The sequence below is a fragment of the Niallia taxi genome (assembly GCF_032818155.1).
Taxonomy (GTDB): Bacteria; Bacillota; Bacilli; order Bacillales; family Cytobacillaceae; genus Niallia; species Niallia taxi_A.
This window is the reverse complement of sequence record NZ_CP102589.1, coordinates 49,228-71,500: the sequence shown is the minus strand read 5'-3', so window position 1 is coordinate 71,500 and position 22,273 is coordinate 49,228. Positions and strand designations below refer to the sequence as shown.

Here is a 22,273-nt window from a genome sequence, read left to right as displayed (position 1 = left end):
GAGATTTGTTTACAATTAAAAATAAAGGCAATTATAAAAAGAAACGCAAAACTATACGTTGAAAAAGGGTGATGGATTAATGCTGGAGAACAGTGTTACAATGGTCGTAATCATATTAGTCATCAATATTGTATATGTGTCTTTTTTTACAATAAGGATGATATTGACATTAAAGGGGCAAAGATATATGGCTGCCTTTATCAGTATGATAGAAGTGGTCATTTATGTAATTGGACTCGGTCTGGTTTTGGATAATCTCGATCAGATACAAAATTTAATAGCATATGCAGTAGGATATGGTATTGGTGTTATTGTAGGTATGAAAATAGAAGAGAAGCTGGCTTTGGGATACATAACAGTTAATGTCATTACGAAAGAATATGACAGAGATTTACCGAAAGCCTTACGAGAAAAGGGTTATGGAGTTACGAGCTGGGCTGCACACGGGTTGGAAGGAGACAGGATGGCTCTGCAAATTCTGTCGCCGCGAAAATATGAGCTTAAACTTTATGATACGATTAAAACTTTGGATCCAAAAGCGTTTATCATTGCCTATGAGCCGAAGACGATACATGGCGGTTTCTGGGTAAAAAGTGTTAAGAGAGGAAAATTATTTAATGGGCAAAAAGATGAAGTTTGAAGTGCTAGAAACGGAAACAATTAGCGAGTGTTTAGATAGGATTCAAAAGGAAGGCTACACTCCAGTGAGAAGAATAGAGAAACCTATCTTTAAAGAAACAATTGTAAATGGACAAAAATCATATGAGCCTGTAGCAAGCCAAGTTATTTTTGAAGCAGTGCAGCAGGAAGGGTAAATTCCGAACAATAAATATGATATTAGTATAATTGTTCGATTTTTGTGTTGACAACAGGTGAAAATGCTTGTTAATATGGTATTGAGTTAATGAATATTAGAAATGACTAACCAATAATTTAATAGCCCTCATATATAATGGGAATATGGCCCATACGTTTCTACCTGGCTGCCGAGAACGGCCGGACTATGAGGGAAAGCCATAACGCCAGCAGAACAGTTTGGGGGAATTTCCCAATCTTTTCAGATTATTTAAGCTCTGGACGGGTGCTTTCTCTCTTGTAGTAGAAGCATCTGGCAGGGCTTTTTATATGTAATAATTCAGGAGGCGAAATATGACTGCTCAAGTTGGCGTTATTATGGGAAGCAAATCAGACTGGGAAACAATGAAGCATGCCTGTGACATTTTAGATATGCTGGAAGTGAGTTATGAAAAGAAGGTTGTATCTGCACACCGCACTCCAGATTTAATGTTTGAATATGCAGAGAGTGCAAGAGAGCGCGGGTTACGTGCTATTATTGCAGGTGCAGGAGGTGCAGCTCACTTACCAGGAATGGTTGCAGCTAAAACAACGTTACCTGTTATTGGCGTTCCTGTTCAATCACGAGCATTAAACGGTCTTGACTCCCTATTATCCATTGTTCAGATGCCTGGCGGTGTTCCTGTTGCAACAGTGGCAATCGGCAAAGCCGGTGCTACGAATGCCGGATTGCTTGCAGCACAGATAATAGCAGCTTTTGACCCGGAATTAGCCGAAAGAATTGCCTCAATGAGAGAAAAAACAAGAAACGAGGTTATGGAAAGTAGTGATGAACTTGTCTAACTCAGTGATTCTCCCAGGTCAAACTATTGGTATAATTGGTGGTGGGCAATTAGGCAGAATGATGGCATTGGCTGCGAAGGCGCAAGGATATCGAATTGCAGTATTGGATCCAACAGAAGACTCACCGTGCGGCCAAGTTGCTGATTATAAGATCGTCGATGCTTATAACAGTATGGCAGGCATACAGCAACTGGCACAAATAAGCGATGTTATCACATATGAATTTGAAAATATTGATGCAGAAGGCTTGGATTGGCTTCAAACAAACGCATATGTGCCACAAGGATCTTCGGTGTTGGAAATAACGCAGGACAGGATTAGCGAAAAACAGGCAATTCAACAAGCGGGAGTTAAGGTTGCTCCATTTGAAGTAATTGAGAATGCAGAAGATTTGGAAGCAGCACTTACGACATTAGGCTATCCAGCTGTTTTGAAAACAGCACGCGGAGGCTACGATGGTAAAGGACAATATGTTATCCGTACCATTAATGAGGTGAAGGAAGCAGCAAAGCTTCTAACAAGTGGCAGATGTGTTCTTGAAAAGTGGATTCCATTTGAAAAAGAAATTTCTGTGATTGTGACAAGAGGAACCAATGGGGAGAGTGCTGTATTTCCAGTAAGTGAAAACATTCATATCCATAATATCCTTCATGAATCTATTGTACCTGCAAGAATAAGCGACGATGCGAAAGAGAATGCAATAGAGAAGGCAGGAATCATTGCAGAACATCTGCAGCTTGTCGGGACATTGGCAGTTGAAATGTTCTTATGCAGTAATGATGATATCTATATCAATGAATTAGCGCCAAGACCACATAATTCAGGGCATTATACAATAGAAGCATGTGAAACCTCTCAATTTGAGCAGCATATTAGAGCAATATGCGGAGTGCCTCTTGGAAGCACAAAGTTATTGAGACCAGCAGTTATGGTTAATATATTAGGTGAACATCAAGCTCCTATTATCGATAAACTTCCTGAACTGCAAGACTGGAAAGTTCACCTTTACGGGAAACAAGAACCAAAAGAAAAGCGCAAGATGGGGCACGCAACATTACTGCGTTCTTCTGTCGAAATTGCCCTTGATGAAATAGACAGGTCTAATATTTGGAGCCTGCAAACAGAAAAAATCGGAGGATAAGAAATGATCGATCGTTATACAAGACCAGAAATGGGAAATATTTGGACTGAACAAAATCGTTTTCAAGCATGGCTTGAAGTGGAGATTCTAGCATGTGAAGCATGGGTAAAGCTAGGAGAAATTCCTGAAGAAGACGTTAAAAAAATTCGTGAAAATGCATCCTTTGACATTGCACGTATTCAAGAAATTGAGCAAGATACACGCCATGATGTTGTTGCATTTACAAGAGCTGTTTCGGAAACATTGGGAGAAGAGCGAAAATGGGTTCATTACGGCCTAACTTCAACAGATGTTGTGGATACTGCATTATCTTACTTAATTAGACAGGCTAATGAAATCATTTTGAAAGACTTGGAAAACTTTATTGAAGTCCTGAAAAATAAAGCAATTGAACATAAATACACAGTAATGATGGGGCGCACACACGGTGTCCATGCTGAACCGACAACATTTGGTTTAAAGCTTGCACTATGGCATGAGGAAATGAAGCGTAATTTAGAACGCTTTAAGACTGCTGCTGCAGGTGTTGAATTTGGAAAGATTTCAGGAGCGGTTGGAACATATGCCAATATCGATCCTTTTGTTGAGCAATATGTATGTGAGCAATTAGGGCTTCAACCAGCACCGATTTCCACACAAACATTACAGCGTGACCGTCATGCGGAATATATGGCATCAATTGCTTTGATTGCAACATCCATTGAAAAGTTTGCTGTTGAGATTCGCGGACTGCAAAAGAGTGAAACAAGAGAAGTGGAAGAGTTCTTTGCTAAAGGCCAAAAAGGCTCTTCGGCAATGCCGCATAAGCGTAATCCAATCGGTTCTGAAAATATGGCAGGTCTTGCTCGTGTTATCCGCGGCTATATGATGACTGCTTATGAAAATGTTCCGCTATGGCATGAAAGAGATATCTCCCATTCTTCTGCTGAGAGAATTATTCTTCCGGACGCAACAATTGCCATCAACTATATGTTGAACAGATTCAGCAATATCGTTAAAAACTTGACTGTATTCCCTGAGAATATGAAGCGTAACATGGATCGTACTTTAGGATTAATTTATTCTCAACGTGTGTTGTTGGCTTTAATTGATAAAGGACTTACAAGAGAAGAGGCATATGACACAGTTCAGCCAAGAGCAATGGAATCATGGGAAAAGCAAGTTCCTTTCCGTGAATTGGTTGAAGGTGACTCTATCATTTCAGCTAAATTGAATAAAGAAGAAATTGACGATTGCTTTGATTACCATTTCCACATTAAGCATGTGGATACAATCTTCAACAGACTGGGACTTTAATATATATGGCATAAAAGCACCTTTTGGCGCTTTTATGCCAATAACCCTGAAATTACTAGATAAGCTTACATTCGTTTTATCCCTAATTTTTTTGATAAGGAGACTCTTCAAATGGAAAAGAGAGCTTTATTGTACGAAGGAAAGGCAAAAAGAGTTTATGGAACGTCTGACGAAAATATCGTGTGGCTGGAATACAAAGATTCAGCAACAGCGTTCAACGGTGAGAAGAAGGCAAATATCACTGGCAAAGGCCGTTTAAATAATGAGATTACTAGCTTGCTATTTTTGAAGCTAAAGGATTTAGGGATAGAATCCCACTTTATAGAAAAGTTGTCAGAAACAGAGCAGTTAGTAAAAAAAGTAACAATCATTCCATTAGAAGTTGTTGTACGGAACTTAGCTGCAGGAAGCTTCTCAAAAAGATTAGGAATAAAAGAGGGGCAGCCATTATCAAAGCCTCTTGTTGAATTCTATTATAAGGATGACTCTCTAGGAGATCCAATTATGACAGAGGATCACATAGAAGAGCTTAAGCTTGCGACAAAAGAAGAAGTTGCAATATTGAAAAAAAACGCCCTTGAAGTAAATAAAGCGTTAAGTGCTTTCTTTGCAGAACTTGGCATTCGTCTTATTGATTTTAAGCTTGAATTTGGTAAGGATGCAAACGGAGAGATAATGCTAGCAGATGAGGTTTCTCCTGACACATGCCGCTTATGGGACATAGAGACAAATGCGAAATTGGATAAGGATGTATTTCGTCGCGATTTAGGGAATTTGACAGAAGCATATGAGAATATTCTAGCAAGATTAGGGGGAAAACAGCATGTTTAAAGTTAAAGTATATATCACATTAAGAGAAAGTGTTTTAGATCCACAAGGAAATGCAGTGAAAGGGTCTCTTCATTCACTTAACTATCAAGAAGTAAATGATGTCCGCATTGGAAAGTACTTAGAGCTTACTTTAGAAAAGTCTGATAGAAATGTTGATGAGCTTGTAAAGGAAATGTGTGAAAAGCTATTGGCTAACACGGTAATTGAAGATTACACGTATGAGGTTGAGGAGGTTGTTGCACAGTGAAATTCGCGGTAGTCGTATTTCCAGGGTCCAATTGTGATGTCGATATGTTACACGCAATAACGGATGAATTGGGAGAAGAAGCAGAATACGTATGGCATGACGCAAATAGCTTGGAAGGTTATGACGGAATTTTACTGCCTGGCGGATTCTCATACGGTGATTATCTCCGAACTGGCGCCATTGCAAGATTCAGCAATGTTATGAAGGAAGTTGTAAAAGCAGCTGAAGCTGGAAAACCAGTATTGGGAGTATGTAATGGATTTCAAATTTTACTTGAAGCTGGGCTTTTGCCAGGAGCAATGAGAAGAAATGACAACTTGAAGTTTATCTGCCGTCCTGTTGAATTAAAGGTGGAAAATAGCAACACAATGTTCTCAAATGCTTACAAAGAACAGGAAGTTATTACTGTCCCAATCGCACATGGTGAAGGAAACTACTATTGTGATGAGGAAACATTAGCTAGATTACAGGAAAATAAGCAAATTGTATTCACATATAATGGCACAAATCCGAATGGAAGCTTAGATAATATTGCAGGTATCACGAATGAAAAAGGAAATGTTCTTGGTATGATGCCACATCCAGAGAGAGCAGTAGATGAGCTTTTAGGTGGAGCAGATGGTCTTAAAATTTTCCAATCAATCGTTAAACAGTGGAGGGAAGCAAATGTCGTTAATGCTTGAGCCAAGTCCAGAACAAATTAAGTCAGAAGAAATTTACAAACAAATGGGTGTTACGGACGAAGAATTCGCAATGGTCGAAAAAATTCTTGGACGAAAGCCTAACTACACAGAAATTGGACTGTTTTCAGTTATGTGGTCTGAGCATTGCAGCTACAAAAACTCTAAGCCGGTATTAAGAAAGTTCCCGACAACAGGCCCGCAAGTGCTGCAGGGACCTGGAGAAGGTGCTGGTATTGTTGACATTGGAGATGGGCAAGCGGTGGCATTCAAAATCGAAAGCCATAACCATCCATCTGCTATCGAGCCTTATCAAGGAGCAGCAACAGGAGTTGGCGGAATCATTCGTGATGTGTTCTCAATGGGAGCTAGACCAATCGCAATTTTGAACTCTCTTCGTTTTGGCGAACTTGATAATGCACGTACGAAATATCTGTTTGAAGAGGTTGTTGCAGGTATTGCAGGCTATGGAAACTGTATCGGTATTCCGACTGTTGGTGGAGAAATTGCCTTTGATGCTTCCTATGCAGGCAACCCACTTGTAAATGCGATGTGTGTTGGATTAATCAACCATGAAGACATCAAAAAAGGCCAGGCGCATGGTGTTGGTAATACGGTTATGTATGTAGGAGCAAAAACAGGTCGTGACGGTATTCATGGTGCGACATTTGCTTCTGAAGAGCTTACAGAGAATTCAGATGAAAATCGTCCAGCAGTTCAAGTTGGTGATCCATTCATGGAGAAGCTGTTACTTGAGGCGTGCTTGGAATTGATTCACTCTGATGCATTAGTTGGTATTCAGGATATGGGTGCAGCTGGGCTTGCAAGCTCAAGTGCAGAAATGGCGAGCAAGGCTGGATCTGGTATCGAAATGAATCTTGATTTAGTGCCACAGCGTGAAGTTGGCATGACAGCATATGAAATGATGTTGTCAGAATCTCAAGAACGTATGCTAATCGTTGTTAAAAAAGGCAGAGAGCAAGAAATCAAGGATCTATTCCATAAATATGACTTAGAGGCTGTTGCTATAGGTGTCGTTACAGACGATAAAATGCTGCGACTTCTTCATAAAGGTGAAGTAGTTGCAAATGTACCGGCAGATGCTTTGGCAGAGGATGCTCCTGTTTATCATAAACCATCAGCAGAGCCACAGTATTTCCGTGATTTCCAAGCGATGGAAAATGCCGTGCCAGCAGTTGAGAATTATGGAGAAGCGCTAGTCAGCCTGCTTAAGCAGCCAACTATTGCTTCAAAGGAATGGGTATATGACCAATATGATTATATGGTCCGTACTAATACTGTTGTTGCTCCTGGTTCAGACGCTGCTGTTGTTCGTATCCGCGGAACGAAAAAAGCATTGGCAATGACGACAGATTGTAATGCTCGTTACCTTTACCTTGATCCAGAAACAGGCGGGAAAATTGCAGTTGCAGAGGCAGCACGTAATATTGTCTGCTCAGGTGCAGAGCCGCTGGCTATAACAGATAACTTAAACTTCGGAAATCCGGAGAAGCCGGAAATCTTCTGGCAAATTGAAAAGGCTGCTGACGGAATTAGTGAAGCATGCTTGGCACTTAATGCTCCTGTCATTGGCGGTAACGTATCCTTATACAATGAAACAAACGGTACAGCTATCTATCCAACACCAGTAATCGGTATGGTTGGTTTGATTAAAGATACAAAGGACATAACAACACAAAGCTTTAAAGCGAGCGGTGACCTTATTTATGTACTAGGTGAAACGAAGGATGAATTTGGTGGAAGTGAGCTGCAAAAGCTGCTTGAAGGTTCAATTTCTGGTAAATCACCTGTATTAAATTTAGAAGTAGAGAAGAGCCATCAGGCTGCTGTTCTTACGGCAATAAGAGCAGGCATTGTTGAATCAGCACATGATTTAGCAGAAGGCGGCTTGGCAGTTGCTGCAGCGGAGAGTTTGTTTGGACCTAACTCATTAGGTGCGAAGCTAGATCTTAAAGGAAACCCAGTATCTGCATTATTCAGTGAATCTCAATCTCGTTTCTTGCTTTCTATTAAACCGGAAAACAAAGAGCAATTTGAAAGCTTAGTTCCTGCAGCACTTATTGGAGAAGTAACAAATGATAACAATCTTACTATTAGCCAAGGGGAAAATATTCTGATTAAGGAACAGGTGGAAGTGTTAGAGTCCGCCTGGAGAGGAGCAATTCCATGCTTGCTGAAATAAGAGGGTTAAATGAGGAATGTGGAGTCTTTGGTGTTTGGGGACATACAGATGCTGCTCAGCTAGCATATTATGGCCTGCACAGCCTGCAGCACAGAGGTCAAGAGGGTACTGGGATTGTTGCAACAGATGGCGAAAAGCTTAAAGGCATTAAAGGGGAAGGTCTTGTTGCAGAGGTCTTCACACAGGAAGCAATGAAGGAATTGACAGGAAAAGCAGCAATCGGACACGTTCGTTATGCAACAGCAGGGGGCGGAGGATATGAAAACGTCCAGCCCCTCCTGTTCCATTTCCAAAGTGGAAGCATGGCACTTGCCCACAATGGTAATCTTGTTAACGCAAATGCTTTGAAGAGTCAGTTAGAAGCACAAGGAAGTATTTTTCAAACCAGCTCTGATACAGAAGTGCTCGCACATTTAATTAGAAGAGGAGGCTTCAATGCCTTCAATGAGAGAGTGAAAAATGCGTTGACAATGATTAAAGGTGCATATGCGTTCTTAATCTTGACGGAGACGGAGTTAATGGTTGCTCTTGATCCTAATGGCATGAGGCCGCTTTCCTTAGGGAAATTAGGAGATGCTTATGTTGTTGCATCAGAAACATGTGCATTTGATGTTATCGGTGCAGAATTTATCCGCGATGTTCTGCCGGGAGAGCTGTTAATCATCGACGATAATGGTTTCCGCTCTGAGATGTTCTCTGTCGCTTCCAATATTGCAATGTGTACGATGGAGTATGTGTATTTCTCCAGACCGGACAGCAATATAAATGGTATCAATGTTCATACTGCAAGGAAGAATCTTGGAAAAAGACTTGCTTTTGAAGCTCCAATTGAGGCTGATGTTGTAACAGGTGTTCCTGATTCCAGTATTTCTGCTGCTATCGGCTATGCGGAAGAAACAGGCATTCCATATGAGTTAGGCTTAATCAAGAACAGGTATGTAGGCCGTACCTTTATTCAGCCATCACAAACATTGCGTGAACAAGGGGTAAAAATGAAGCTTTCCGCAGTCCGTGGTGTTGTCGAAGGAAAGCGTGTCATCATGGTTGATGATTCTATCGTGAGAGGTACAACGAGCAGAAGAATCGTGACAATGCTTCGTGAAGCAGGTGCGACAGAGGTGCATGTACTGATTAGTTCACCGCCTATCAAAAACCCATGCTTTTACGGAATAGATACTTCTACGAAGGAAGAGCTGATCGCCTCTAAATACTCAGTGGAAGAACTGCGTGAAATCATTGGTGCAGATTCTCTTATTTTCTTGAGCACAGAGGGAATGGTAGATGCTATTGGCAGAACGGAAGAAGGCGAGACTAGAGGTTCCTGCTTAGCTTGCTTTACTGGCAAATACCCGACAGAAATCTATCCTCCTACACTGCAATCATACGAAAAGGTGTAATAGTAGAAGGAAGTGAAAAGCGGCATAGGGGTGTGTCGCTTTTCCATTGAAATGCACATAAAAGATGTCTTTGAACATTAGGAGGATACTTATGGCTGAAAGCTACAAACAAGCAGGAGTAAATATCGAGGCAGGCTATGAAGCAGTTTCGAGAATGAAGAAGCATGTAAATAAAACAATCAGACCGGGTGTAATGGGTGGTCTTGGTGGTTTCGGCGGCATGTTTGATCTATCAGTATTAAACTTGAAAAACCCAGTGCTCGTTTCAGGAACAGATGGAGTAGGGACAAAGCTGATGCTTGCGTTTATGCTGGATAAGCACGATACAATCGGTATAGATGCTGTTGCAATGTGTGTGAATGACATTGTTGTGCAAGGTGCAGAGCCTATTTATTTCCTTGATTATATTGCATGCGGAAAAGCAGAGCCTGCCAAAATTGAAGCTATTGTAAAAGGTATTGCTGATGGCTGTGAACAGGCTGGTTGTGCGTTAGTTGGCGGAGAAACTGCTGAGATGCCAGGAATGTACAGCGAAGAGGAGTATGATCTTGCTGGATTTGCAGTTGGCGCTTGTGAAAAAGAGCAGGTGATAACAGGCGAAAACATTAAAGCTGGCGATGTGTTAATTGGACTTGCTTCAAGTGGTATTCACAGCAATGGCTATTCCCTTGTTCGTAAGCTTTTTCTTGAGCAAGCAGGTATGTCATTATCTGAATATGTTGAGGAATTAGGCTGTACACTTGGGGAAGAGCTGATTAAGCCAACAAAAATCTATGTTAAATCAATTCTCTCTGCTATCCAAAAATTTGAAATAAAAGGATTATCCCATATTACAGGTGGCGGTTTTATTGAAAATGTCCCTCGCATGCTACCAGAAGGCTTAGGAATTGAATTAGATGAGTCTAAATGGGAAGTGCCTGCTGTTTTCAAATTAATGGAACGAATCGGCGACTTACAGCGTAAGGAAATGTATAATATTTTTAATATGGGTACAGGCATGGTCCTTGCAGTGGATAAAGCTGTCGAACAAAATGTTCTGGCACATTTCCAGGCAATCGGGGAAAAGGCATATACAATTGGCAAGGTAACAGATGATGGTGAGATTAACATCATCCTGAAACAATAACGGAGGAACAGACATGAAAAATATTGCTGTTTTTGCGTCAGGCAGCGGCTCCAATTTTCAAGCGCTCGTGAATGCTGTGGAAACCAATGAGCTGCAGGCTTCTATAAAATTGCTTGTTTGTGATAAACCGAAAGCCTATGTAGTCGAACGGGCTGCATACCATAGTATTGATGTATTTGCATTTAGTGCTAAAGACTATCCGTCCAAGGCAGCGTATGAAATGGAGATACTGCAGAAGCTTAAAGATTACGAGATTGATTTGATTATTCTTGCTGGGTATATGCGCTTAATCGGAGATACGCTATTGCAGGCGTTTCCTGGAAGAATAGTTAATATCCATCCATCCTTACTGCCAAATTTTCCAGGTAAAGATGCGGTCGGCCAAGCACTTTCTGCAGGTGCGAAGGAAACTGGGGTAACAGTTCATTATGTAGATGAAGGTATGGATACAGGTCCAATTATTGCACAGGAATCTGTGGGGATTGCAGCAGGAGAAACAAATGAGAGTCTCCAGGCAAAAATTCAAAGGATAGAGCATGGTCTATATCCAAAGGTTGTTCAAACGTTAGTCCTTACAAAAATATGAAGGCAGCATAAGACAATTATAGGAAAACAGGGGGAAATAAAGCGATGAAAAAGCGTGCGTTAATCAGTGTTTCGGATAAAACAGGAATTACAAGCTTTGCAAAAGAGCTTCATGAATTAGGATTCGAGCTGATCTCTACAGGGGGAACAAAAAAGGCCATTCAAGATAGTGGCATTCCGGTTCTTAGTGTTAGTGATGTTACAGGATTTCCAGAAATCCTTGAAGGCAGAGTTAAAACATTAAATCCTTATATTCATGGCGGTCTTTTGGCGAAATTTGACGAACCTGGACACCAAGCTCAGCTTGAGGAGCATAAAATCACACCAATTCAGCTAGTGTGTGTGAATCTTTATCCATTCCAAGCTACAATCGCGAAGGAAGATGTAACAGTGGAGGATGCCATTGAAAATATTGATATCGGTGGACCGACAATGCTGCGTGCTTCTGCAAAAAACCACCAATATGTAACAGTTGTCGTTGATCCAAGCGACTATTCTATCGTTGTAGATGAGCTGAAAGCTGCTGGAGAAGTGAAGTTTGAAACGAGAAGAAAGCTTGCTGCTAAGGTATTCCGTCACACTGCTGCGTATGATTCAATGATTTCTCAATATATGAGCGATCTTTCAGGCGAAGAAAATCCTGAGTCATTGACCGTTACTTATGAGTTGAAGCAGTCGTTAAGATATGGCGAAAATCCACATCAAAAAGCAGCCTTCTACCGCAAGCCATTAGGTTCTTCCTTTTCGATTGCGAATGCAACACAGCTTCACGGTAAGGAGCTTTCCTACAATAACATCAATGATGCGGATGCTGCCATCCAAATCGTTAAGGAATTCACAGAGCCTGCCGCTGTAGCAATTAAGCACAGCAACCCCTGTGGTGTTGGAACAGGTGAAGATATTTTCACTGCATTCACAAGAGCGTTTGAGGCTGACTCTGTTTCCATCTTTGGTGGAATTGTGGCTCTGAATAGAGAAGTGGACGCAGGTACTGCTAAAAAGCTTCATGAAATCTTTTTAGAAATTGTTATTGCACCGTCCTTTTCAGACGAAGCCTTAGAGGTTCTTAAAGGAAAGAAAAACCTTCGTCTTTTAACAATTCCTTTCACTAAAGATGATAAAAAAGAAGTGAAATTTACTTCTATTGAAGGCGGCTTGCTTGTTCAAGATTTCGACCGTTATTCATTAGATGATGCGACTATTACAATTCCGACAGACAAAAAACCAACAGATGAAGAGTGGGAAGCACTGAAGTTTGGCTGGAAGGTTGTTAAGCATGTGAAGTCCAATGCGATTGTTGTCAACAATAAAGAAATGACATTAGGCGTAGGTGCAGGGCAAATGAACCGTGTCGGCTCAGCAAAAATTGCGTTGGAGCAGGCTGGAGAAAAAGCAGTGGGTGCAGTGTTGGCTTCAGATGCATTCTTCCCAATGGACGATACTGTAGAAGCAGCGGCAAAAGCTGGAGTTACTGCAATTATCCAAACAGGCGGCAGTATCAGAGATGAAGATTCCATCAAGAAAGCGAACGAATATGGAATTGCGATGGTACTGACAGGAGTAAGGCACTTTAAACACTAAAAGCTTTGATGGAGGAATGAAATAATGAAGGTACTCGTAATCGGCCGTGGTGGAAGAGAGCATGCCATTTGCACAAAGATAAAGGAAAGCGAATTAGTTGATACTCTTTTTGTAGCACCAGGTAATGTAGGTATGACAGATGTTGCTGAACGTATCACAATAGAAGAAACAGAAATAGACAAGCTAGTCCAATTTGCAACAGATAATAAAGTAGATCTGACAGTTGTCGGTCCTGAAGTGCCTTTATTATTAGGTGTTGTTGATAAACTGGAAGCTGCCGGCCTTAAAGTTTTCGGTCCGAAGCAAAAAGCAGCTGAAATTGAGGGAAGCAAATCCTTTGCAAAGGATTTAATGAAGAAATACGAGATTCCAACAGGACAGTACGAAACATTCTCAGACTTTGAGCAGGCAAAAGCCTATGTTTTGAAAGTTGGGGCACCAATTGTCATCAAGGCAGACGGTCTTGCGGCAGGAAAAGGTGTTACTGTTGCAATGACAGTGGATGAAGCATTGGCAAGTCTTGAGGAGATGCTTGTTGGAGCTAAATTTGGTGATGCGTCTGCTACAGTAGTTATCGAAGAATTTCTGGCAGGCGAGGAATTTTCCTTAATGTCTTTTGTCAACGGAGAAACGGTCATTCCATTGGAAATTGCCCAAGATCATAAACGGGCATATGATGGTGATCAAGGCCCTAATACTGGCGGAATGGGTGCTTATTCTCCTGTTCCTCATATCGATGAAGCAATTGTTCAGACTGCCATTGACACAGTTGTCAAGCCGACTGTAAAGGCGATGATTAAAGAAGGAAGAAGCTTTACAGGAATCCTTTATGCAGGTCTTATCGCAACAGAGGACGGTCCGAAGGTTATAGAATTTAATGCTCGTCTTGGAGATCCAGAAACACAGGTTGTTCTACCAAGAATGAAGTCTGATCTAGTAGAGGTTTTATTGGCAATTTTAGCTGGTGAGGCTCCTGTGATTGAATGGTATGAAGAGGATATGCTTGGTGTTGTTGTTGCAGCAAATGGCTATCCGGAAAGCTATGGAAAAGGTGCTGTTATTAAAGGCTTAGAAAACATGGATGACGTATCTGTTTTCCATGCAGGAACAAGCCTTGATGAGGATGGCAACTTTACAGTTGATGGCGGACGTGTCTTGCTTGTGGCAGGCAAAAGCAAAACAATCAAGGATGCCCAAGATAAAGTGTATAAAGAGCTTGAGAAAATGGAAAGCGATGGTGTCTTCTATAGAAAAGACATCGGCTTTAAGGCAATTAGATAAGCAAAAAAATCCCAACCTGCATGTAGGTTGGGATTCTTTTTTTTATGCGAGTTCAATACCGCCTGTAATTCCGTATACTTGTGCTGTAACGTAGCTTGATTCCTCTGATGCAAGGAAAACATATACGCTTGATAGTTCAACAGGCTGGCCGCTGCGTTGTAACGGTGTATTTTGTCCGAATTGCGGAATTTGATCACTAGGTTGTCCGCCAGTAACCTGCAAGGCTGTCCAGATTGGTCCTGGAGCAACAGAGTTAACACGGATGCCTTTTGCAGCAACCTGTTTAGCCAAACCGCGCGTAAATCCAGTAATGGCAAATTTGGTAGAAGCATAATCCAACAGGTTTGGACTCGGATTATAGCCTTGAACAGAAGTAGTTGTAATAATGGAAGCTCCTTTTGGAAGAAGCGGCAGCGCTGCTTTTACAACCCAGAATAATGAAAATACATTTATTTCAAATGTGCTTCGCAGCTGCTCTGTCGTCAAATCAGCAATATCCTCAACTGCTTGCTGTTTACCTGCTACTAATGCCAGCACATCAAGACCTCCAAGGCCATCATATGCTTTTTTGACCAATTCACCACAAAAGGCTTCATCGCTTAAATCACCAGGGATTAAAATAGCTTTTCTTCCTTCTGCTTCAATCAATTCTTTTACTTCCTCAGCATCTGCCTGTTCTTCCGGAAGATAATTAAGGGCCACATCTGCTCCTTCTCTTGCATAAGCAATAGCAGCTGCGCGACCGATTCCAGAGTCTCCTCCAGTGACAAGTGCTTTGCGATTTGTCAATCTGCCATTTCCTTTATAGCTTTTTTCTCCACAGTCAGGAACTGGCTCCATTTTCTGCTGAAGACCAGGCGGGTCTTGGTATTGTTTTGGGAAGTCTCCTGTAAAGTATTGCTCTAATGGATTGTTTAGATTAGACAAAATAAATCTCTCCTTTTGGTTTAGTTCCGATTGTCTTTTTTTATGCTTCTCTAATTGGATTCCCAATCAATCCGTACAATAAACAAAAACTTGGAAGAAAAATTACAAACAGAAATAAAAATTGCAGGAATGGAAGGGAATCATTTAGCATATTATGTATGAATACATTGAAAAGCCTGCAGGCTTTTTTGCTGCAGGCATTAATAGATTACTTTTTCATATCATCAGGTGAAAAGATTGTTGCTGGATTAAATTCGCTCATAATGTTTTGAATATCAGCAGGTGAAGCCTTTTCTGTATGCTCCGATTTTGTTTCGTCTTGCCCTTTATGCTCGTGAGCTTGCTGGTCTTTAGAGTTTGTATGAGAAGTGTGCTGAGAACCCTTCTTCATTAATTGTTCCTTATTGTCAAATATAGCAACAATCGGACAATAGCGCACAATACCTTCAGCGATTTTCATCCCGGCAAGTAAGGCTATCCATAAATAGGACTGCTGATTTGGCCTTTTCACAAGTTTGGCCGTGCTCCAGGCTAAAAACATAAAGCCAAGTGTGATGCGAATCATAGCATTAATCAAACTGATATTTTGTTTTGGGTTCATAAATGGTAGTCTCCTTAAAAAATTTAACGTAATAGTAATATTAGATAAATTTTTATGTGATAAAATGATTTTAAATGAAAAACATTTCCATTTTTTAAAAAATAAAACAAAACTGCTAATTGAAAAAAAAAGGGGAGAAAGCAATGTTAGAGCAACGATATCGTTGGAAAAATAAAATGTTAAGAAAACATGTTTCCGTCCTAAATGGCGAAATTGCGCCATCCATCATATTGCAGAATGCTAAATACCTCAACCAAATACTGCGAAAATGGATTTGTGCAAACATCTGGATTTATCAAGACAGAATTATTTATGTTGGGCAAGATATGCCTGTAAATGTACGCGGCAGCGAAATTGTTGACTGTGAAGGTCAATATCTAGTGCCAGGTTATATAGAGCCGCATTCCCATCCTTTTCAAATATATAATCCCCTTTCTCTTGCTCAATATACATCTCAATTTGGAACAACTACACTGGTGAATGATAATCTTTTATTAGCTTTGCAGCTGGATAAAAAGAAAGCGTTTTCTTTTATGAGTCAGATGCGAAACATTCCTTCGTCTATGTACTGGTGGTGCCGGTATGATTCACAAACAGAGCTCGCAGAGGAAGAAAGAGTATTCTCCCATAGTAATGTTAAGAGCTGGCTTGAGCATGATGCTGTCATTCAAGGTGGAGAGCTGAGCGGCTGGCCTCAGCTTTTGGATGGAGATGACATGATGCTGCACTGGATTCAAGAAACGAAACGGATGCGTAAACAAGTGGAAGGTCATTTTCCTGGGGCTTCTGAAAAGACTTTAGCAAAGCTGATGCTGCTTGGTGTGGATAGTGATCATGAAGCGATGACAGGCAAAGAGGTGTTTGATCGTTTAATGCAGGGATATATGGTAAGTCTAAGATATTCATCCATTCGCCCTGATTTACCAAGACTGCTTAGTGAAATGAAGGAGCTTGGGATTAGTCAATTCGATAAATGTATGCTGACAACAGATGGTTCCCCGTCGTATTTTTATGAAAATGGACATATCGACCAGCTTATCCGCATAGCTATGGAACAAGGAATTCCTACTGTAGATGCCTATAATATGGCAACAATAAATATTGCAAGATACTACAATATGGAACATCTGCATGGAAATATTGCGACTGGCAGAGTCGCTGATATCAATTTCTTAAGCAATCCTGATAACCCAACACCTCATACTGTATTAGCAAAGGGGATATGGGTAAAACGTGCAGGGAAGATAGTGGAAGACGTGTACCCTTCCATCGATTGGGATGAATTCGGCTTTGAGCATTTAGCGATTGACTGGGAATTGACAAATGATGATATGCAATTTTCAATGCCATTTGGGATTAAACTCGAAAATTCTGTTATCACAAAACCATATTCTATTTCAATTGATGTATCTGGAGAAGCGCTTTCCCAAAAACATGATGAATGTTTCTTTATGCTATTAGGAAGAAGCGGAAAATGGAGAATAAATACGCTTTTAAAGGGATTCTCTAAGGAAATAGGCGGCTTGGCGAGCTCCTATACGGGAGATGGGGATATTATTCTGTTAGGAAAAGATCAAAATGACATGATTTTGGCCTTTAATAGACTGAAGGAAATAGGTGGGGGAATCGTCATATTCAAGGATGGCATACTTGCAATAGAATTGCCACTGCCTTTAAAAGGAGTAATGGCCGATATGTCAATACATGAGCTGATTAAAACAGAGAAAAAGCTATTACAATATATTAAAGATGCTGGCTTTCCATTTGATGATCCAATTTATACACTTGTTTTCTTTTCCGCTACCCATTTACCATATATAAGAATAACCCAGAGAGGTTTATATGATGTCATGAATAAAAATGTACTCTTTCCGTCAATAATGCGTTAAAATATAAAAGAGATTCTTTTATTAATAAGAATATTCTGATATATGTATTAAAAGGCAACAATATAGCGGTAAAGTATTGATAACGCCAAGCACAAAGTATAGTCCATATGGTAATGTAATTTAAGCCTATTTTCAAAAGAGACAGCTTCGCCATAATTATTTCCGTTATTCTTCCTAACAGAGGTAAATTTGAAAAAAATACGCCTATTTTAGGAGGATTTATGAAAAAGAGCTTGATATTGATTTTGGCAGCGGTTTTCCTTTTTATGACAGCATGCAGTAATGGACCTGAGGATGCTGGCACCCATGATGAGAATCATCAGGGCGGTGACGCAGGCAAAGACGAAAACAGTGTGGATGAGTTAGGCTATACATATCCTTTATCAGGCCTGGCTGTTGATAAAAAAAGCAGTGAGCGTGCAATTGCTGTGATGGTTAATAACCATCCGAAGGCAAGACCGCAGACTGGTTTAGCAGATGCCGATATTGTATATGAGGCCCTTGCAGAAGGAGAGGTCACAAGGTTTCTAGCTATTTTTCAAAGCAAGGTTCCTAAGATGATTGGTCCTGTCAGAAGCTCACGGGATTACTATATTGAGCTAGCTAAAGGCTATAACAGCCTATATCTTGCGCATGGATACAGTCCTGAGGCGAAAAAGCTGTTAACAGAAGGATATATTGATAACCTAAACGGGATGGAATATGACGGGACGTTATTTCAGCGCTCCTCAGAAAGGCAAGCGCCTCACAATTCATATATCAGCTATAGTAATATCCTTAAAGGGGCGGAACAAAATAATTTTCAAATGGATGAAGCTCCAAGTTCCCTTGTCTTCTTGAATGATGATGAAGCACAACAGATACAGGGGGAAGAAGCGAATAAAGTATCTATTTATTATGGTTCCAATCCACAGTACAACTCTTTATTTTTTTATGATAAAGATACGGAGAAGTATTCTAGGTATTCAAATGGCGAAAAAACGGTTGATTATGAATCAGGCATGCCTGTGGCTGTAAGCAATGTATTTGTTATAGAAGCAGCGCATCACACAGTAGACAGCAAGGGAAGACGAGATATAGATTTGCAATCTGGTGGGATTGGCTACTTGCTGCAAAAGGGCAAGGTTAGAAAAGTAGAGTGGAAAAACATAGATGGCCGAATTCTCCCAGTTGAGGGAGACAGGCAAATAGGATTTATCCCTGGAAAAACATGGATTAATATCATACCTTCCGATCCTGGACTAAACGCAGCCGTTTCATTAGAGACACAATAACTAATATATGTAACCGATGGAGGCATGAGTAAAATGCAAATTGATAAACTAAGAGGTAAAGAGCTGGATCAGTTGTTTAAATCCATCCTTTCATTAGAGAATTTAGAGGAATGCTATTCGTTTTTTGATGATTTATGTACGGTCAATGAAATCCAATCATTATCACAGCGCCTTGAGGTTGCAAGAATGCTGAGAGAGGGAAATACCTATCATAGCATCGAGAAAGAGACTGGTGCGAGCACGGCGACAATTTCTCGAGTGAAAAGATGCTTGAATTACGGGAATGACTCATATGCTATGGCATTGGACAGAATTAAGGATGACACTGTACAAGAAGAAAATAGCGAAAACGAATAATTATTATGGCAGGCAGACATTGTCTGCTTTTTCTTTTGCTAAAAAAGGCTAATATTGCTTTAGATGAAACATTATTTTTTAGAAAGTCGTCATATATACTAGAAAACTTGATAATAAGTGGTCGTCAGGAAGAGAATATTAACTGCAAATATTTACATGGAAATTTGCCTCCCATCATTTCTTTTTTGAAACATATACAAGTGCTATAATGATGTAATGGTAAGTTAGAATGGAGGATTTTTGCATGTATAATGTTCGTGAGTGGCGTCACGTTTTTAAATTAGATCCAAATAAAGAAATATCAGATGAACATTTAGAAAAAATAGCTGAGTCTGGAACAGATGCAATTATTATTGGCGGTACAGATGGAGTTACTCTTGAAAACGTACTGAGCATCATGTCCAGGGTTAGAAGATATACAGTGCCTTGCATTTTGGAAATATCAACAATTGATTCTATCACACCTGGCTTTGATCTTTATTTCATTCCAACTGTTCTTAACAGTAAGGATGTAAAATGGGTGACAGGACTGCATCATGAAGCGGTGAAGGAATACGGGGAAATAATGAATTGGGATGAAATACTTGTTCAAGGCTATTGTATATTGAATAGTGATTGTAAAGCAGCAAAGGCAACGGCTGCAACAACTGATTTGACTGCGGATGACGTGGCTGCATATGCAATGATGGCAGAGAATATGTTTAATCTTCCTATTCTTTATCTTGAGTACAGCGGTGCTTACGGAGACGTTGAAGTCGTGAAGGAAGCAAAAAGACATTTGAATAATACAGTGCTTTTTTACGGTGGAGGAATAAAAACATTGGAAATGGCACAGCAAATGGCGAAGGAAGCAGACGTTATCGTAGTTGGAAACATTATTTATGAGGATTTGGCTGCTGCTTTAAGCACGGTGAAAATCAAGAGTCTTCATTGATTAAGGTAACGGAAAAAGGTATGATTAGAATATATGTTCTTATGGCGGTGAGATAATGCAATTTTTAACAGATAAAATATTAAACGGATTAAATCCTGAACAGCAAAAAGCAGTAAAGGCAACTGAAGGCCCACTATTGATAATGGCAGGCGCAGGCAGTGGTAAAACAAGAGTATTAACACAAAGAATTGCCTATTTAATGGTCGAAAAAGGGGTAAACCCATATAACATCCTGGCGATTACTTTTACAAATAAGGCAGCAAAAGAAATGAGGCACAGGATAGCTGCAGTGCTTGGCGGTGCTAGCGAAGATATCTGGATATCTACTTTCCACTCCATGTGTGTCCGCATTTTGAGGAAGGATATTGACAGAATAGGCTATAACCGAAACTTCACGATATTGGATACGACAGATCAGCAATCTGTTGTTAAGCAAATTTTGAAGGAAAGAAATATTGATCCGAAGAAACATGATCCTCGCGCAATTCTTGGAAGCATCAGCTCTGCTAAAAATGAATTAATTACACCAGAGGAGTATGCAAAAACAGCTGGTGATTATTTCTCTCAAATTGCAAGTGATGTATATACGGAATACCAAAGACGATTGAGAAAAAACCATGCTCTTGATTTTGATGACTTGATTATGCAGACAATTCATCTGTTTCAGCGTGTTCCAGAGGTGCTTGAATACTATCAACGCAAGTTCCAATACATTCATGTTGATGAGTATCAGGATACGAACAGATCACAATATATGCTTGTGAAGCTTATGGCAAGCAGATTCCGCAACCTTTGTGTCGTGGGTGACTCTGACCAGTCTATTTACAGATGGCGCGGAGCGGATATTGCTAACATTCTTTCATTTGAAAAGGATTATCCAAATGCTCAAGTAGTTATGCTGGAGCAAAATTACCGTTCTACGAAGAAGATACTTCAAGCTGCCAATAAGGTTATTGAAAACAACTCAGGCAGAAAAGACAAAAATCTTTGGACGGAAAATGAAGATGGACATAAAATTCATTACTATCGTGCAGACAGCGAGCAAGGTGAAGCGCAGTTTGTAATCGGAAAAATACAGGAAATCAGACGGGAAACTTCAAAGAACCTGGCTGATATTGCTATTCTTTACCGTACAAACGCTCAGTCCCGGGTAATGGAGGAGATGCTTCTTAAATCGAATATAGAGTATTCCATCGTTGGAGGAATAAAGTTCTACGATCGAAAAGAAATTAAAGATACACTCGGTTATTTAAGACTGATTGCCAACCCGGATGATGATATAAGCTTGCAAAGGGTTATAAATGTACCAAAGCGAGGGATAGGTTCAAGCTCGATTGATAAAATCGCTAATTTTGCGACAATGCATGATATGTCGATGTACGATGCTCTTGAGTCGGCTGAATTAATAGGATTGAGCCCGAAAATTACAAAGGCAGTTATAGAATTCCGCAATTTCATTCGACGCTACAGCGAAATGCAGGAGTACTTGTCTGTAACAGAGCTAGTGGAGGAAGTTATAGAAAAATCCGGTTATTTAGATGCGCTGAAAGCAGAGAAGTCGATTGAATCTCAAAGCAGAATTGAGAATATTGAAGAGTTCATGTCTGTTACGAAAAACTTTGAAGATACAAACGAAGATAAGTCATTGATTGCATTCCTGACAGACTTGGCACTTGTTGCGGATATAGATAAGCTTGATGAAGACGGCAACCAGGCGGATGCAGTTGTACTGATGACGCTTCACTCTGCGAAAGGACTGGAATTTCCGGTAGTTTTCCTTATTGGCTTGGAAGAAGGGGTTTTCCCGCATTCCCGTTCACTTATGGAAGAAGCGGAAATGGAAGAGGAAAGAAGACTTGCCTATGTAGGTATTACAAGGGCAGAACAGCAATTGTTCATAACAAATGCCCAAATGAGAACATTATTCGGGCGTACGAATATGAATCCTCCTTCCCGGTTTATAAAGGAAATACCAGAGGACCTATTAGAAGGAGCTCCTGAAAGAAAAAGTGAAAGCCGATTTGCGTCAAGACCAGCAGCACCTGCAGCAGCAAGAAAAGCAGTTGTTCGCCCTGCGGCTAGGACAACTGGCGGTGAGGGAATTGGCTGGAATGTTGGAGATAAAGCCGTTCACGGAAAATGGGGAACAGGCACAGTCGTTAGCGTCAAGGGCGAAGGGGATTCAAAAGAGCTCGATATCGCTTTCCCAAGCCCAGTGGGTATTAAAAGACTGTTAGCAAAATTCGCGCCGATTCAAAAAGGCTGATGAGAAGAAAGGAATGGAA

Annotated in this window: 21 protein-coding genes and 1 riboswitch; of the genes, 19 read left to right on the top strand and 2 right to left on the bottom strand. The window is 40.5% G+C overall.

The genetic code is table 11. The features are described 5' to 3' along the window. Positions 1 to 79: 79 nt before the first annotated feature. The 14 genes from NQZ71_RS00325 (at position 80) to purD (ending at position 14,006) form a co-directional block, all read left to right on the top strand. Entirely contained in the window at positions 80 to 640 is a 561-nt protein-coding gene (locus NQZ71_RS00325; protein ID WP_144456283.1) for a DUF2179 domain-containing protein, read from the top strand. Continuing rightward, positions 618 to 815 (top strand): NETI motif-containing protein, encoded by a 198-nt coding sequence (locus tag NQZ71_RS00320; RefSeq protein WP_260054013.1) that lies wholly within the window; start codon positions 618 to 620, stop codon positions 813 to 815. Before NQZ71_RS00325 ends, NQZ71_RS00320 begins: the two co-directional genes overlap by 23 nt. 108 nt (positions 816 to 923) lie before the next feature. Further along, positions 924 to 1,024: riboswitch (purine riboswitch) on the top strand. Between the two features lie 125 nt (positions 1,025 to 1,149). After that, complete coding sequence (gene purE, locus NQZ71_RS00315) at positions 1,150 to 1,638, top strand: 5-(carboxyamino)imidazole ribonucleotide mutase (RefSeq protein WP_127740301.1); 489 nt, start codon at positions 1,150 to 1,152, stop codon at positions 1,636 to 1,638. Next, positions 1,625 to 2,779: a 5-(carboxyamino)imidazole ribonucleotide synthase gene (gene purK / locus NQZ71_RS00310; protein WP_317011168.1), complete on the top strand. Its 1,155-nt coding sequence runs from the start codon at positions 1,625 to 1,627 to the stop codon at positions 2,777 to 2,779. Before purE ends, purK begins: the two co-directional genes overlap by 14 nt. Positions 2,780 to 2,782: 3 nt before the next feature. Then, a complete protein-coding gene (purB, locus tag NQZ71_RS00305) occupies positions 2,783 to 4,075 on the top strand; it encodes an adenylosuccinate lyase (protein ID WP_144456277.1) in 1,293 nt (430 codons plus the stop codon). A gap of 111 nt (positions 4,076 to 4,186) precedes the next feature. Next, positions 4,187 to 4,906 (top strand): phosphoribosylaminoimidazolesuccinocarboxamide synthase, encoded by a 720-nt coding sequence (gene purC / locus NQZ71_RS00300; RefSeq protein ID WP_144456275.1) that lies wholly within the window; start codon positions 4,187 to 4,189, stop codon positions 4,904 to 4,906. After that, complete coding sequence (gene purS, locus NQZ71_RS00295; RefSeq protein WP_144456273.1) at positions 4,899 to 5,153, top strand: phosphoribosylformylglycinamidine synthase subunit PurS; 255 nt, start codon at positions 4,899 to 4,901, stop codon at positions 5,151 to 5,153. Before purC ends, purS begins: the two co-directional genes overlap by 8 nt. Further along, on the top strand, positions 5,150 to 5,836 hold the full coding sequence (gene purQ / locus NQZ71_RS00290; RefSeq protein ID WP_144456271.1) for a phosphoribosylformylglycinamidine synthase subunit PurQ: 687 nt from the start codon (positions 5,150 to 5,152) through the stop codon (positions 5,834 to 5,836). The genes purS and purQ overlap by 4 nt, the downstream gene beginning before the upstream one ends. Then, complete coding sequence (purL, locus tag NQZ71_RS00285) at positions 5,820 to 8,036, top strand: phosphoribosylformylglycinamidine synthase subunit PurL (protein ID WP_144456269.1); 2,217 nt, start codon at positions 5,820 to 5,822, stop codon at positions 8,034 to 8,036. Before purQ ends, purL begins: the two co-directional genes overlap by 17 nt. After that, positions 8,021 to 9,433 (top strand): amidophosphoribosyltransferase, encoded by a 1,413-nt coding sequence (gene purF, locus NQZ71_RS00280; protein WP_144456267.1) that lies wholly within the window; start codon positions 8,021 to 8,023, stop codon positions 9,431 to 9,433. Before purL ends, purF begins: the two co-directional genes overlap by 16 nt. Positions 9,434 to 9,524: 91 nt before the next feature. Beyond that, positions 9,525 to 10,559: a phosphoribosylformylglycinamidine cyclo-ligase gene (gene purM / locus NQZ71_RS00275; protein WP_317011167.1), complete on the top strand. Its 1,035-nt coding sequence runs from the start codon at positions 9,525 to 9,527 to the stop codon at positions 10,557 to 10,559. Between the two features lie 13 nt (positions 10,560 to 10,572). Continuing rightward, positions 10,573 to 11,145: a phosphoribosylglycinamide formyltransferase gene (gene purN, locus NQZ71_RS00270; protein WP_317011166.1), complete on the top strand. Its 573-nt coding sequence runs from the start codon at positions 10,573 to 10,575 to the stop codon at positions 11,143 to 11,145. Positions 11,146 to 11,189: 44 nt separating this feature from the next. Further along, a complete protein-coding gene (gene purH, locus NQZ71_RS00265; RefSeq protein ID WP_144456261.1) occupies positions 11,190 to 12,725 on the top strand; it encodes a bifunctional phosphoribosylaminoimidazolecarboxamide formyltransferase/IMP cyclohydrolase in 1,536 nt (511 codons plus the stop codon). Between the two features lie 24 nt (positions 12,726 to 12,749). After that, positions 12,750 to 14,006, top strand: a complete 1,257-nt coding sequence (purD, locus tag NQZ71_RS00260; protein ID WP_144456259.1) for a phosphoribosylamine--glycine ligase — start codon at positions 12,750 to 12,752, stop codon at positions 14,004 to 14,006. A gap of 42 nt (positions 14,007 to 14,048) precedes the next feature. Here the strand turns inward: purD and NQZ71_RS00255 are convergent, their stop codons facing one another. After that, positions 14,049 to 14,933 (bottom strand): SDR family oxidoreductase, encoded by an 885-nt coding sequence (locus tag NQZ71_RS00255; protein WP_127740276.1) that lies wholly within the window; start codon positions 14,931 to 14,933, stop codon positions 14,049 to 14,051. A gap of 208 nt (positions 14,934 to 15,141) precedes the next feature. Next, positions 15,142 to 15,534 carry a YgaP-like transmembrane domain gene (locus NQZ71_RS00250; protein ID WP_144456257.1) on the bottom strand — a complete coding sequence of 131 codons (393 nt, stop codon included), beginning with the start codon at positions 15,532 to 15,534 and terminating at the stop codon, positions 15,142 to 15,144. A gap of 143 nt (positions 15,535 to 15,677) precedes the next feature. Here NQZ71_RS00250 and NQZ71_RS00245 point away from each other — a divergent pair, with 143 nt between their 5' ends. The 5 genes from NQZ71_RS00245 (at position 15,678) to pcrA (ending at position 22,254) form a co-directional block, all read left to right on the top strand. After that, the gene (locus tag NQZ71_RS00245) at positions 15,678 to 17,423 is read left to right on the top strand and encodes an adenine deaminase C-terminal domain-containing protein (RefSeq protein WP_317011165.1); all 1,746 of its coding nucleotides are present in this window, start codon (positions 15,678 to 15,680) and stop codon (positions 17,421 to 17,423) included. Between the two features lie 221 nt (positions 17,424 to 17,644). Then, positions 17,645 to 18,697, top strand: a complete 1,053-nt coding sequence (locus NQZ71_RS00240) for a DUF3048 domain-containing protein (RefSeq protein ID WP_144456253.1) — start codon at positions 17,645 to 17,647, stop codon at positions 18,695 to 18,697. 33 nt (positions 18,698 to 18,730) lie between these two features. Then, positions 18,731 to 19,054, top strand: coding sequence for a YerC/YecD family TrpR-related protein (locus tag NQZ71_RS00235; protein ID WP_144456326.1), 324 nt, complete (start codon positions 18,731 to 18,733; stop codon positions 19,052 to 19,054). 244 nt (positions 19,055 to 19,298) lie between these two features. Beyond that, a complete protein-coding gene (locus NQZ71_RS00230) occupies positions 19,299 to 19,988 on the top strand; it encodes a heptaprenylglyceryl phosphate synthase (RefSeq protein ID WP_260054018.1) in 690 nt (229 codons plus the stop codon). A 55-nt stretch (positions 19,989 to 20,043) separates the two neighbouring features. Beyond that, positions 20,044 to 22,254 (top strand): DNA helicase PcrA, encoded by a 2,211-nt coding sequence (gene pcrA / locus NQZ71_RS00225; RefSeq protein WP_144456249.1) that lies wholly within the window; start codon positions 20,044 to 20,046, stop codon positions 22,252 to 22,254. The last annotated feature ends 19 nt before the right edge of the window (positions 22,255 to 22,273 follow it).